Origin of the sequence: Streptomyces sp. NBC_01116, from assembly GCF_041435495.1 — a bacterium.
GTDB lineage: Bacteria > Actinomycetota > Actinomycetes > Streptomycetales > Streptomycetaceae > Streptomyces.
Genome location: NZ_CP108644.1, coordinates 3,952,610 through 3,965,894, shown reverse-complemented (window position 1 = coordinate 3,965,894; position 13,285 = coordinate 3,952,610). Strand labels below are relative to the sequence as shown.

General features: G+C 71.9%; 12 protein-coding genes. 1 reads left to right on the top strand and 11 read right to left on the bottom strand.

Annotated elements, in window-relative coordinates; translation table 11 throughout:
• Positions 1-999 (top strand): anion permease, encoded by a 999-nt coding sequence (locus OG245_RS17305; protein ID WP_327219546.1) that lies wholly within the window; start codon positions 1-3, stop codon positions 997-999.
• Between the two features lie 164 nt (positions 1,000-1,163).
• Here the strand turns inward: OG245_RS17305 and pstB are convergent, their stop codons facing one another.
• The 11 genes from pstB to mshD all read right to left on the bottom strand — a co-directional run bounded on the left by pstB (position 1,164) and on the right by mshD (position 13,209).
• The gene (gene pstB, locus OG245_RS17300; RefSeq protein WP_217222193.1) at positions 1,164-1,940 is read right to left on the bottom strand and encodes a phosphate ABC transporter ATP-binding protein PstB; all 777 of its coding nucleotides are present in this window, start codon (positions 1,938-1,940) and stop codon (positions 1,164-1,166) included.
• 39 nt (positions 1,941-1,979) lie between these two features.
• Positions 1,980-3,062 (bottom strand): phosphate ABC transporter permease PstA, encoded by a 1,083-nt coding sequence (gene pstA / locus OG245_RS17295; protein WP_371624422.1) that lies wholly within the window; start codon positions 3,060-3,062, stop codon positions 1,980-1,982.
• Positions 3,059-4,051 carry a phosphate ABC transporter permease subunit PstC gene (gene pstC / locus OG245_RS17290; RefSeq protein ID WP_097967555.1) on the bottom strand — a complete coding sequence of 331 codons (993 nt, stop codon included), beginning with the start codon at positions 4,049-4,051 and terminating at the stop codon, positions 3,059-3,061. Before pstC ends, pstA begins: the two co-directional genes overlap by 4 nt.
• Positions 4,052-4,250: 199 nt before the next feature.
• Positions 4,251-5,387, bottom strand: a complete 1,137-nt coding sequence (pstS, locus tag OG245_RS17285) for a phosphate ABC transporter substrate-binding protein PstS (protein ID WP_371624421.1) — start codon at positions 5,385-5,387, stop codon at positions 4,251-4,253.
• A 233-nt stretch (positions 5,388-5,620) separates the two neighbouring features.
• The gene (locus OG245_RS17280; protein ID WP_371624420.1) at positions 5,621-6,076 is read right to left on the bottom strand and encodes an NUDIX hydrolase; all 456 of its coding nucleotides are present in this window, start codon (positions 6,074-6,076) and stop codon (positions 5,621-5,623) included.
• Positions 6,073-7,182: a CHAD domain-containing protein gene (locus OG245_RS17275; RefSeq protein WP_371624419.1), complete on the bottom strand. Its 1,110-nt coding sequence runs from the start codon at positions 7,180-7,182 to the stop codon at positions 6,073-6,075. The genes OG245_RS17280 and OG245_RS17275 overlap by 4 nt, the downstream gene beginning before the upstream one ends.
• A complete protein-coding gene (locus tag OG245_RS17270) occupies positions 7,169-9,418 on the bottom strand; it encodes an RNA degradosome polyphosphate kinase (RefSeq protein WP_371624418.1) in 2,250 nt (749 codons plus the stop codon). Before OG245_RS17270 ends, OG245_RS17275 begins: the two co-directional genes overlap by 14 nt.
• Before the next feature lie 407 nt (positions 9,419-9,825).
• A complete protein-coding gene (locus OG245_RS17265) occupies positions 9,826-10,827 on the bottom strand; it encodes an ABC transporter permease (protein WP_371624417.1) in 1,002 nt (333 codons plus the stop codon).
• Positions 10,824-11,741 carry an ABC transporter ATP-binding protein gene (locus OG245_RS17260; RefSeq protein ID WP_371624416.1) on the bottom strand — a complete coding sequence of 306 codons (918 nt, stop codon included), beginning with the start codon at positions 11,739-11,741 and terminating at the stop codon, positions 10,824-10,826. The genes OG245_RS17265 and OG245_RS17260 overlap by 4 nt, the downstream gene beginning before the upstream one ends.
• Complete coding sequence (locus tag OG245_RS17255) at positions 11,738-12,175, bottom strand: GntR family transcriptional regulator (protein ID WP_371624415.1); 438 nt, start codon at positions 12,173-12,175, stop codon at positions 11,738-11,740. The genes OG245_RS17260 and OG245_RS17255 overlap by 4 nt, the downstream gene beginning before the upstream one ends.
• A gap of 110 nt (positions 12,176-12,285) precedes the next feature.
• On the bottom strand, positions 12,286-13,209 hold the full coding sequence (gene mshD, locus OG245_RS17250; RefSeq protein ID WP_371624414.1) for a mycothiol synthase: 924 nt from the start codon (positions 13,207-13,209) through the stop codon (positions 12,286-12,288).
• Positions 13,210-13,285: the final 76 nt, after the last annotated feature.

The window sequence follows — 13,285 nt, the reverse complement described above, 5'->3', positions numbered from 1 at the left end:
GTGGACACCTTTGCGCTGATCGTGACCATCGGTGTCGCGCTCGGCTTCACGTATACGAACGGCTTCCACGACTCGGCGAACGCCATCGCCACCTCGGTCTCCACCCGGGCGCTGACCCCGCGTGCGGCTCTGGCGATGGCGGCGGTGATGAACCTCGCCGGCGCCTTCCTGGGCCAGGGGGTCGCCAAGACCGTCAGCGAGGGCCTGATCGCGACGCCCGTGGGGCAGAAGGGGATGGGGATCCTGTTCGCGGCGCTGGTCGGCGCGATCATCTGGAACCTCGTCACCTGGTACTTCGGCCTGCCCTCCTCGTCCTCGCACGCGCTGTTCGGCGGCATGGTCGGGGCGGCGCTGGCCGGCGGGACGGACGTCATCTGGTCCGGGGTGCTGGAGAAGGTCGTCATCCCGATGTTCATCTCCCCGTTCGTCGGTCTGATCGCCGGCTATCTGGTGATGGTCGGCATCATGTGGATGTTCCGGAACGCCAACCCGCACAAGGCCAAGCGCGGCTTCCGGATCGCTCAGACGGTCTCGGCGGCGGGCATGGCGCTCGGCCACGGCCTCCAGGACGCGCAGAAGACCATGGGCATCGTCGTGATGGCCCTGGTCATCGCGGACATCGAGGGCCCCAACGACGAGATCCCCGTCTGGGTCAAGATCGCCTGTGCGCTGATGCTCTCGCTGGGCACGTACGCGGGCGGCTGGCGCATCATGCGGACCCTCGGCCGCAAGATCATCGAGCTGGACCCGCCGCAGGGCTTCGCGGCGGAGACGACCGGGGCCTCGATCATGTTCGGTTCGGCGTTCCTGTTCCACGCGCCGATCTCGACGACGCACGTCATCACCTCCGCGATCATGGGCGTGGGGGCCACCAAGCGGGTGAACGCGGTGCGCTGGGGCGTCGCGAAGAACATCATCCTGGGCTGGTTCATCACCATGCCGGCCGCGGCGCTGGTCGCCGCGCTGAGCTACGGAGCGGTTCTCCTGCTGTTCGGCTGAGCCGCCGCCGCCCGGGGGTCCGACCGGGTTGGTTACACGTGTGGGTCCGCCCCCGCTCTCGTACGAGAACGGGGGCGGACCCTTTCGCCTTGTGGTGGCACCGCCATGCAGCACCGCAAGGCTGTCTGTGGGGTGGGCGACCCGGCCGAGGTGGCCCGGGTGGCTCAGCCGAAGCGGCCGGAGATGTAGTCCTCCGTGGCCTGGACCGACGGGTTGGAGAAGATCCGCTCCGTCTCGTCTATCTCGATGAGCCGGCCGGGCTTGCCGACCGCCGCGAGGTTGAAGAACGCGGTGCGGTCCGAGACACGGGCCGCCTGCTGCATGTTGTGCGTCACGATGACGATCGTGAAGCGCTCCTTCAGCTCGCCGATCAGGTCCTCGATGGCGAGCGTCGAGATCGGGTCCAGCGCCGAGCACGGCTCGTCCATCAGCAGGACCTGCGGCTCGACCGCGATGGCGCGGGCGATGCACAGGCGCTGCTGCTGGCCGCCGGAGAGTCCGGAGCCGGGCTTGTTGAGGCGGTCCTTGACCTCGTTCCAGAGGTTCGCGCCGCGCAGGGACCGCTCCACGACGTCGTTCAGCTCGCTCTTGCGGTAGCTGCCGTTCAGCCGCAGCCCCGCCGCCACGTTGTCGAAGATCGACATGGTGGGGAAGGGGTTGGGGCGCTGGAAGACCATGCCGACCGTGCGGCGCACGGTGACCGGGTCGACGCTGGCGTCGTAGAGGTTCTCGTCGTCCAGCAGCACCTTGCCCTCGACGCGGCCGCCGGGGGTCACCTCGTGCATCCGGTTCAGGGTGCGGAGGAAGGTGGACTTGCCGCAGCCGGACGGGCCGATGAAGGCGGTCACGGAGCGGGGCTCCACGGTCATCGAGATGTCCTCGATGGCCTTGTGGCTGCCGTAGAAGGCGTTGAGGCCGCTGATGTCGATGCGCTTGGCCATGGAAATCACTGCTTCTTTCGGGAGGTCGCTGTGGCCGCGTCAGCGACCGGTCTTCGGGGCCTTCCAGCGGGCTATGCCGCGGGCCACCAGATTCAGGATCATGACGAAGGCGATCAGCACCAGGGCGGCGGCCCAGGCGCGGTCGTAGGACGCGGCCTCGCCGATCCTGTACTGCTCGTAGATGTAGAAGGGCAGCGAGGACTGGGCGCCTTCGAAGGGGTTCGTGTTGATCAGCTGGCTGCCGAAGACCAGCAGGATGATCGGCGCGGTCTCACCGGCGATACGGGCGATGGCGAGCATGACGCCCGTGGTGATGCCGCCGATCGCGGTGGGCAGGACCACCTTCAGGATGGTGCGCCACTTCGGGATGCCGAGGGCGAGGGAGGCCTCGCGCAGCTCGTTGGGGACGAGCTTGAGCATCTCCTCGGTGGAGCGGACCACGACGGGGACCATCAGGATCGTCAGGGCCAGCGCGCCCATCAGGCCGGAGGGCTCCAGGTCGAACATCAGCATGATCGACAGGATGAAGAGACCGGCCACGATGGACGGGATGCCCGTCATCACGTCGACGAAGAACGTGACGGCCTTGGCCAGCGAGCCCTTGCCGTACTCGACGAGGTACACGGCGGTCAGCAGGCCGAGCGGGGCGGAGATCACCGTGGCGATGCCGACCTGCTCCAGGGTGCCGATCAGCGCGTGGTAGACGCCGCCGCTGGCCTCGGAGCCGAGGACGCCGGCCATCGAGTGGGTGAGGAAGTAGCCGTCCAGGCGCTCGGAGCCGCGGACGATCGTCGTCCACAGCAGCGAGGCGAGCGGGACGACGGCGATCAGGAAGCAGACCCACATCACGCTGGTGGCGAGGCGGTCCTTCGCCTGGCGCTGGTTCTCGACGATCGTCGTGGCGACGTAGGAGATGGCCAGGAAGAGCAGGGCCGAGATCATGCCCCACTGGATGCGGCTCTCCCAGCCGGCGGCCAGCGAGATGCCGACGCCGAGCGCGACCGAGACGACGGCGAAGCCGAGCGGTGCGAGGCGGGGCAGGGAGCGGCTGCCGAGGCTGCTCGGGGGACCGGGTGATGCGGGCGTCGGGCGCTCGATGACGCCGGTGGGTGCGTGGCTCATGCGTTGGCCCCCGAGTACTCCTTGCGGCGGGCGATGATGAGCCGGGCCGCGCCGTTGACCAGCAGGGTGAGGACGAAGAGGACGAGGCCGGAGGCGATCAGGGCGTCCCGCCCGAACGCGTCGGCCTCGCCGAACTTGGCCGCGATGTTCTGGGCGAACGTCCCGCCGCCCGGGTTGAGCACGTGCAGCGAGATGAGGAAGCTCGGGGAGAGGACCGTGGCGACGGCCATCGTCTCGCCCAGCGCGCGGCCGAGGCCGAGCATCGAGGCGGAGATGATGCCGGAGCGGCCGAAGGGCAGCACCGAGAGGCGGATGACCTCCCAGCGGGTGGCGCCGAGCGCGAGCGCGGCCTCCTCGTTCATCTTCGGGACCTGGAGGAAGACCTCGCGGCTGACGCTGGTCACGATCGGCAGGATCATGATCGCGAGCAGGATGCCGACGGTGAAGAGCGAGCGGGCGACGCCGACCTCGGTCTTCTCGAAGATGTACGTCCAGCCGAAGAACTGGTCGAGCCAGAGGTTCAGGCCCTCCAGGTACGGCACCAGGACGAGCGCGCCCCAGATGCCGTAGACGATGCTCGGCACGGCGGCCAGCAGGTCGACCACGTACGCGATGGGGGCGGCCAGCTTGCGCGGCGCGTAGTGCGAGATGAACAGGGCGATGCCGACAGCGATCGGAACCGCGATGACCATCGCGATGATCGAGCTGACGACGGTGCCGAAGAGCAGGACCGCGATGCCGAAGACCGGCGGGTCGCCGGCCGGGTTCCAGTCGAAGGTGGTGAGGAAGTTGCCCTCGTCCTTCGAGATCGCGAGCACCGAGCGGTAGGTGAGGAACACGGCGATCGACGCCATGATCACGAGCAGCAGGATGCCCGAGCCGCGGGAGAGGCCCAGGAAGATCTTGTCGCCCATGCGCCCGGTGGACCGGGGGCTGGGCCGCGGGACCGGCGGCGCCGGTGGCGTGTCTATCGGTGTGGTGGAAGCCATGGTCTTTCCGGTCTGTGTGGGGGAGCGGTTGTGCTCCCCTGGCGGCGGTGCACCGGATGGAGAGTGGGCGGGAGGCGGGCCGGTCCGGAGGGGTGCGCCGGGCCGGCCTGCCGGTGGCGTGTGGCGTCGGTGGCGCGGGGCGCCGGTGACGGTTGCGCCGGTGGGCGGCCGGGCCGGGTGGGCCCGGCCGCCCCGGGTGTTACGAGAGGGAGCCGATGGTCTCGCGGACCTTGGCGTTGATCTCGGCCGGGATCGGGGCGTAGCCGGCGTCGGTCAGGATCTTCTGGCCGTCGTCGGAGGCGGCGTAGGAGAGGAAGGACTTGACGGTGTCGAGCGTCTCGGGCTTGTTGCCGCTGTCGCAGACGACCTCGTACGTCACCAGGACCAGCGGGTAGGCGCCCTCGGCCTTGGTGGTGTAGTCGAGGTCCAGCGCCAGGTCCTTGCCGGTGCCCTTGACCTTGGCGGCGGCGATGGCCTTGGAGGCGTTCTCCGAGGTGGCCTTCACCGGCGTGGCGCCACCGGTGTTGATGTCCACGGTCGGGATGGACTGGGACTTGGCGTAGGAGAGCTCGAAGTAGCCGATCGCGCCGTCGACCTGCTTGACCTGGGCGGCGACACCGGAGGAGCCGGAGGCTGCCTGGCCACCGGGGGCCGGCCACTTCTTCTCGGCCTCGTACTTCCAGTCGTCCGGGGCCGCGGCGCCGAGGTACTTGCCGAGGTTCTGCGTGGTGCCGGAGTCCTCGGAGCGGTGGAAGGCCTGGATCGCCTTGTCCGGCAGCTTGACGCCGTCGTTCAGCTTGGCGATCGCCGGGTCGTTCCACTTCTTGATCTTGCTGTCGAAGATCTTGGCGAGCGTCGGGGCGTCGAGCGTGAGGCTGTCGACGCCGTCCAGCTTGAAGCCGATCGCGATCGGGCCGCCGACCATCGGCAGGTTGATGCCCTGGCCGGTCTTGCACATCTTCTTGGAGTCGGCGACCTCCTCGGGCTTCAGCGCCGAGTCGGAGCCGGCGAAGCCGACGGTGCCCTGGTTGAAGGCGACGATGCCCTCGCCGGAGGAGGAGGAGTTGTAGTTGATCTCCACGCCGGAACAGGCGGCCATGTAGTTCTTGACCCAGAGGTCCATGGCGTTCTTCTGGGCGCTGGAGCCGGAGGCGCGCAGCTGGCCCTTGGCCTTGCCGCAGTCGACGTTCGACGCGGCGGTCGTCTTCTCGCCCGTCCCGGCCGTACCGCCACCGGTGTTGTCGTCCGAACCGCACGCCGTGAGGACCAGGGCGCCGGAGACGGCGAGGGCACCGAGCGCGGTGGCACGAAGCCGGTTCTTGCGCTGAAGCTTCACTTTCGGGTGTTCCTTCCAGGAGCCGCCGTGGTCAGTTCGTTCTACGACGGCGTGCGATGAGGAGCGGTGCTGTGGCTTGTCGCCGCGCACCGTGTACGTCCGAAATTAGGCAGAACAGGTGAAGCCGCCGACGGGGGAGAGTGAACGGCAGGTGAACCGTGTCGGGCAGGCGGGTGCGGGGGCTGCCGGGCCGGTGGTCAGGACCTTCGGGGCACGGCCCGGTGGGGGAGCCGTCAGGGCGCGGCGAGGGTGTCCAGCAGGGCGGTCAGCTGCTGGACGTCGCGGGGCCGGGTGAGCCGGACCCGGGCGGCGTCGGGGGCCAGCCACAGGATGCGGTCCACCTCGTCGTTGGCGGTGAAGGAGCCGCCCGTCGCCTCGGCCGCCCAGTAGGCGACCTCCTTGGGCCGGCCGTCCACCAGATAGCGGGAGGTCGGCAGCCGGTCCCCGGGGGCGCAGTGGTGGCCGGTCTCCTCCAGCACCTCCCGTACGGCGGCGGCCAGCGGCTCCTCGCCGCGCTTCAGCTTGCCCTTGGGGAAGGACCAGTCGTCGTAGCGGGGCCGGTGGACCAGGCAGACCTCCACCCCGGCCCCGTCCCCGTCCTGGGCGCGGCGCCACAGCACGCAGCCCGCGGCCAGGACGGGGCCGGTGCGGTTCTTCGCGGGGCCGGTGGTCCCCGGGTCGCCGCTCATGGGGCGCTCAGGACCGCGGTGTACGGCCAGGCCTCCCGGAACACCGCCCGCGCCGCCTCCACCTCGTGGCGCTGGTCCGCGTGGAGCACGCCCAGCGCGTACGCCGTGGCCGGGGCGATCCGCGGGGTGCGGGCCGCCGCTGCCGCCGCCCCGGCCGCCTCCACGGAGTCCCGGTGGAGGTCGAGGGCGTGGCCCGCGCCGGTCAGGGCCGGGTCGGCGGCGCCGAGGACGACCTCGTGGGCGTACCGGTGCAGCCGCAGCAGCAGGCGGGCCTGGTGCCACGCCGCGTCCTGCGCCTCGTTGTACGGCTCCGTGTCCTCGGGCGGCAGGGCGGCCACGGCGGCGAGGAGGCGTTGCTCGGCGCGTTCGGCGGGCTCCAGGAGGGCCTCGGCGGTCCGGCCGGCGGGGCCGGGGGCGAGCGGGACGTCGGAGGCCAGGAGCGCCACGGCGTCGGCGACCGCGTGGAAGCGGGAGGAGCCGAGCGCCTGGAGGGCCGCGGAGTGCGACCGGGTCCGGGCGAGGGTGAGGCGGCGTTCCAGCAGCGCCCCGGCCCGCGCGGCCCCGACCCCGAGGGCGGCGCGGCCCTGGGCGTCGGAGGTGCCTTCCCCGGCGGCGCGGGCGCCCCGGGCGGCGGGGAGGGCGGGGCCGGAGAGCTGGTGCAGGGCCTCGACGAGCCGGGTGAGGCGGCCGGCGTAGGCGTGTTCGCGGGCGAGGATGCCGGAGAGCCAGGCCAGTTCGGCGCGGAGCTGATCGGCCCAGAGCGGGTCGAGCGCGGCCCGGAAGGTGTGCAGGCAGCCACTGATCCGGCGGGCGGAGCGGCGCAGTGCGCGGGTGGCGGCCGCGGCGTCGTGGCCGCCGGAGTCCGCGGGGGCGCTGTGCTCGTGGTGCAGGCGCAGGCTCCGCAGGAACTCGGCGGCCTGCCCCCGGAGGTAGGGCGCGAGGGCCGCCTCCGTGGTCAGGTCCCCGGTGGGGCGGGCCGCTCCGGTGGCGTCGGCCCGGCCCGGTGTCCTCGGTCCCGCGGCCTTGGCGGGCGGCGCGTCCGGTGCGGTTGTGAGGGCCGCTTCCGGCGTCGGCCGGGTCGTCGTCTGCTGGTCAGGGCGTCGCACGCCTGCGCCTCCGGGCTTCGATGAGCATTTCCTGGACGTGCCGCAGCGGCTGGCCGTCCGCGTCCGTGGCGTGCCGGGTCCAGTTCCCGTCGGGGCCCAGGTGCCAGGAGGCGGTGGTGTCGGCCATACCGGTCTCCAGGAGTCGGCTGAGTGCGGCGCGGTGGGCGGGGTCGGTGACCCGGACCAGTGCTTCGATCCGGCGGTCGAGGTTGCGGTGCATCATGTCGGCGCTGCCGAACCACACCTCGGGCTCGCCGCCGTTGCCGAAGGAGAAGACCCGGGAGTGTTCGAGGAAGCGGCCGAGTATGGAGCGGACCCGGATGTTCTCGGAGAGCCCGGCGACGCCGGGGCGGATCGCGCAGATCCCGCGCACCCAGACGTCGACGGGGACGCCCGCCTGGGCGGCCCGGTAGCAGGCGTCGATGATCGCTTCGTCGACCATCGAGTTGACCTTGATCCGGACGTAGGCGGGGCGGCCCGCGCGGTGGTGGGCGATCTCCTTGTTGATCCGGGCGATCAGCCCGTCGCGCAGGGACTTCGGGGCGACCAGGAGACGGCGGTAGGTCTCGCGGCGGGAGTAGCCGGAGAGCCGGTTGAACAGGTCGGAGAGGTCCGCCCCGACCTGCGGGTCGGCCGTGAGCAGGCCGAGGTCCTCGTACAGCCGGGCCGTCTTCGGGTGGTAGTTGCCGGTGCCGACGTGGGAGTAGCGGCGCAGCGTGTCGCCCTCCTGGCGGACGACGAGGGAGAGCTTGCAGTGGGTCTTCAGCCCGACGAGGCCGTAGACGACGTGGCAGCCGGACTCCTCCAGCTTGCGGGCCCACTTGATGTTGGCCTGCTCGTCGAAGCGGGCCTTGATCTCGACGAGGACGAGCACCTGCTTGCCGGACTCGGCGGCGTCGATGAGGGCGTCCACTATCGGGGAGTCGCCGGAGGTGCGGTACAGCGTCTGCTTGATGGCCAGCACGTCCGGGTCGCCCGCCGCCTGCTCCAGGAACGCCTGGACGGAGGTGGAGAACGAGTCGTACGGGTGGTGGAGCAGGACGTCGCGTTCGCGCAGGGCGGCGAAGATGTCGGGCGCGGAGGCGGACTCCACCTCGGCCAGGTCCCGGTGGGTGCCCGCGATGAACTTGGGGAACTTCAGCTCCGGCCGGTCCAGCGAGGCGATGGCGAACAGTCCGGTCAGGTCGAGCGGGCCGGGCAGCGGGTAGACCTCCGCGTCGGACACCTTCAGCTCGCGGACCAGCAGGTCCAGGACGTACGGGTCGATGGACTCCTCGACCTCCAGGCGGACCGGCGGGCCGAACCGGCGGCGCATGAGCTCCTTCTCCAGGGCCTGGAGGAGATTCTCCGCGTCGTCCTCCTCGACCTCCAGGTCCTCGTTCCTGGTGACCCGGAACATGTGGTGCGCCAGCACCTCCATGCCCGGGAACAGCTCCTCCAGGTGCGCCGCGATGACGTCCTCGATGGGGACGTACCGCTGGGGCGAGGCCTCCAGGAAGCGGGTCAGCAGCGGCGGGACCTTGACCCGGGCGAAGTGGCGGTGGCCGCTGACCGGGTTGCGGACGACGACGGCGAGGTTGAGGGAGAGCCCGGAGATGTACGGGAAGGGGTGCGCGGGGTCGACGGCCAGCGGGGTCAGGACCGGGAAGACGCGCTGCCGGAAGAAGGTGAACAGGCGGGCCTGTTCCTTCTCGGTCAGGTCCGGCCAGCGGATCAGCTGGATGCCCTCGTCGGACAGGTCCGGGGCGATGTCCTGCTGGTAGCAGGCGGCGTGCCGGGCCATGAGCTCGCGCGACCGGGTCCAGATGAGGTCCAGCACCTCGCGGGGCTGGAGGCCGGAGGCGGAACGGGTGGCGACCCCCGTGGCGATGCGGCGCTTGAGGCCGGCCACCCGGACCATGAAGAACTCGTCCAGGTTCGACGCGAAGATCGCGAGGAAGTTGGCCCGCTCCAGGATGGGCGTGGCCGGGTCCTCGGCCAGCTCCAGGACCCGTTCGTTGAACGCGAGCCAGCTGCGTTCGCGATCCAGGAAGCGGCCCTGGGGCAGCTCGTCGCCGTCCCGGTCGGGCTCGTAGGCGTCCGCGTCGGCGTCCAGATCGGGATCCAGATCGGCGGCGGTGGAGAAGCCGACCCCGTTGGACGCCGGGGTGGCGTGCGGCCGGTGCGCGGCGAGTGAACCGACGGACGGCTGGGCGGCGGGCTGGACCGGGACCTCGGAGCTGGGCTGCTGGCTCATGGACCTATTGTTCCGCGCTGAGCGCTCCTCAGGCGCGTCGGAGCCCGGAAAGATCGCGGAAGGACCGGGAAACCCCGGGTCACGGCCGGGGGAGCCTTGAGTGGCGTTTCCCCGGGCTCTCCCGTTGCGGCGGGGGGCGGGCACAGCTGGCTGCATCCCGTGAGCGTCGCAAGGGCGTCTGAATGGCCGGTAACGGCGACATGACGTACAGGAAGCGGTGTGCCTGCGGGTGGGCCTCGCCGTCACTGTACGTGTTCGGTGCGCCGGGCTGTCGAGCGGGACGGGTGTGCTTGTCCGGCGCGCCGGGCTGCCCCTCGGGGGCGGCCGTACGCGCCCGAGGGGCAGCCCGCCGTCCGGGCCCACCCCGCGTGGGGCCCGGACGGCGGGCTGGTGCCGGGCGGGCGCGGTCAGCCGTGCAGGCGGCGCAGGACCCGGAAGGCGGCGAACACGGCGAGGGCGGCGAGGGCGAGCAGGATGCCGGTCTCGACGAGCTGGAGGGGCCAGTAGTGGGAGAGCGGGTGGGTCTCGGCGAAGTGGGCGATGGCGCCCCGCTCGCGCATACAGGCGTCGACGTTCTCCGTCATGTCGGCGCTGTTGCAGTCCTCCCAGTACAGCCGCTCACCCGACGCCGTAATCATGCCCATGTCGAGATCCCAGGCGTTGGCTCCGATGTCCATGGGCTCGGGGCCGGTCCGCAGGACGGTCGGCCACAGGAGGTACCGCCACGTGGCCAGGGCGAGGCCCACCGCCCCGAGGGCGGCGACGGTGAGGGACACGGCCGCCAGGGTGCGGCGTACGAGCACCGCGCACAGTGCGCCGACGGCCACGGCCAGGAGGGCGTAGCCGAGGACGGCCGGCCCGGTTCCGGGGAAGATGCCGGAGTCGTACGGTCGGGTGAGGTACGAGTGCGGGTAGCCGCGGAACGCCCACAGGCCCCAGCGGTAGACGGCGACCAGGACCGTCAGGCCGATGACCGCCAGCGCGGCGGGCACGGCCAGCCGGGCGGCGAGCCAGTGCGCGGGGGAGACCGACTGCGACCAGGCCAGCCGGAAGGTGCCGCTCTCCAGTTCGCGGGCTATCAGCGGGCCCGCGACGAAGACGCCGATGAGCCCTGCCAGCAGGAGCAGCACCGTGCCGCCCTCGGACAGGAAGGCCTCGGTGGACGTACGGGCGTAGCTGGGCTGATAGATGGGGCCGCCGCACGGAGTGATGTCGCCGTCCGGGCACAGCTCCTTCGCGGAGGCCATCCAGACGCGGAGCACCACGACGATGCCGATGCCGATGACCAGCAGGGCGGCTCCCGCCCACAGGGCTCTGCGGTGTGCCCGCAGCAGTACCCGGACGGGGCCGCGCAGCGCTTCGGCGGCGGAAGGCACGGTTTCGGGCTTCGGTGGTGTCAGCGTGCTCATGCGGCCGCCACCTCCGCACGGGCCGCGCCCGCGGCGACGCTCGCGCTCGGCGTCAGCAGCGGCGGGGCGTCCGGGGAGCGGAGGTGGGCGAGCAGCAGCTCCTCCAGGGAGGGCTCGGTGACGGCCCAGGCGGTGGTGTCCACGGGGCCCTCCTTCCTCACGAGCGCGGTGAGTTGACGGCCCGTCGTGCGGGATTCGACGACGGTGTGCGGGGCCAGGTCGCGGGCCCGGCCGGTGAGCAGGGCGTGGGCGGAGACGATGTCCTCGGCCTCGCCGCCGAGCCGGACGCGCCCGCCGTCGACGAACAGGAGGTAGTCGCAGGCGCCCTCCAGCTCGGTGAGGATGTGCGAGGACATCACGATGCTGGTGCCGTGCTCGGCGGTCTCCGCCATCAGGACGCCCATCAGCTCGTGCCGGGCGAGCGGGTCGAGGTCGGCCATCGGCTCGTCCAGCAGCATCAGTTCGGGCCGCTTGCCGAGGGCGAGGGCCAGCGCGAGCCGGGTCCGCTGCCCGCCGGAGAGGGTGCGGACGCGGGCCTTGCGCGGCAGCGGTCCGGCGATCCGGTCGGCGGTGGCGCCGTCCCAGCGCCCGGGGTTCAGCTCGGCCCCGGCCCACAGCGTGTCGGCGACGGTGAGCTGCGGGTAGAGGGGCTTGTCCTGGGAGACGAAGGCGATGCGGTCGCGTATGTCGCCGGGGACGGTGGAGCCGAGGACGGTGAGGGACCCGGCATCGGGGCGGTCCAGCCCGGCCACCAGGTTCAGCAGGGTCGACTTGCCCGCGCCGTTGGGCCCGACGAGGGCGCAGACGCGGCCGGCGGGCAGCCGGAACGAGCAGTCGTGCAGGGCGCGGTGGCGGCCGCCCCCGCGCCCGTAGGTCCTTCCGAGGCCGTGTGCCTCGATCGCGACGCCGGTCATCGTTCCTCGTCCCCCTTGTAGGTGCTGTCCAGTACGGCGGTGAAGAGCGCGCCGACGTCGTCCTTCTCCAGGCCGGCCGCCCGCGCCCGGCGGGCCCAGTCGGCGAGTTCGGTGCGCAGTGGTGCGTCGGCGTCGGTCGCGTCGGGCGCGCCGCCCAGCGTGCCCAACGTGCCCAGCGTCCTGCGGACGAAGGTGCCGAGCCCGCGGCGGGCCTCGACGAGCCCTTCGCGCTCCAGCTCGCGATAGGCCTTGAGGACCGTGTTCGGGTTGATCGCCGTGGCTTCCACGACCTCGCGGGCGGTCGGCAGCCGGTCGCCCGGTTCGAGCACGCCCAGACGCAGGGCCTGCTTCGTCTGCTGGACGATCTGGAGGTAGGTGGCGACGCCGCTGCGCCGGTCGATGCGGAACTCGACCGCTGCGGATTCGGCTGTCATGCGCTGCACCACCCTTTCACTAATTGAGTAGTGAAAGGGTGGTGCAAAGAAGGGGCGGCGTCAAGTGACGCCGCCCCTGGTCGTCCTGGTGGAGTGTCAGGACGCGGGTATCAGGACTCCGTGCGGTACATCAGGTCCACCTCGTGCGTGGTGAAGCCGATGCGTTCGTACACCGTCACGGCCGCCGTGTTGTCCGCGTCCACGTAGAGCATCGCGGTGGGCAGCGCCTCGGCGGCCAGGTGGTGCAGCCCGATCGAGGTCAGCGCCTTGCCGAGGCCGCCGCCCTGGGCCTCGGGCAGGACGCCGACCACGTACACCTCGCCGAGCCCCTCCTCCGCGTGCACCTTCGTCCAGTGGAAGCCGACGAGCTCCCCGTCCCGCTCGGCCAGGAAGAAGCCCTTCGGGTCGAACCAGGGCTCCGCCTTGCGGTCGTCCAGGTCCTGCTGGGTCAGGGACCCCTGCTCGGGGTGGTGGGCGAACGCGGCCCGGTTCACCGCGAGCCAGGCGGCGTCGTCACGGCCCGGCTCGAAGGTCCGTACGGTGACGCCCTCGGGCAGTACCGGCTCCGCGAGGTCGAGCGGGACCAGGCTCCGCCGGAGCTGGCGCAGCTCGCGGAAGAGGGAGAGGCCGAGGACCTGGGCCAGGTGGCGGGCGGCGGAGCTGCCGCCGTGCGCCCAGACCCGCAGCCGCTTGCCGGTCGCGGCGAGGAGGGCCGCGCCGAGCGCCCGGCCGTGCCCGTGGCCGCGCCGGTCGGGGTGCACGACCAGCTCGGCGGCCGGGGCCTCGACCGGGTCGGTGTCCTCCAGCTGGGCGTACCCGGCGAGCGTGCCGTCGACGGTGAGGAGGAAGTGCCGTACGCCGTCGCGGTGTCCGCCCCGGATCCGGAGCCTGCCCTGCTCGGAGACCGCCTGCCGGCCGTCCGACCGGGCGGCCTCGGCGAGCAGCGCGAGGACGGCGTCGGCCTGCGCGGAGTCGAGTGCGTCGAGGGTGTGGACCTCGCGTCCGGGAGCGGGGAGGGGTGCGTCAGTCGTCATGCCTCCGAGCGTACGGCGACGGGCGCGCCGGGCGGGGGCGCGGCGGGGTGGCGGTGGTGCGGGGTGGCGGTGATGC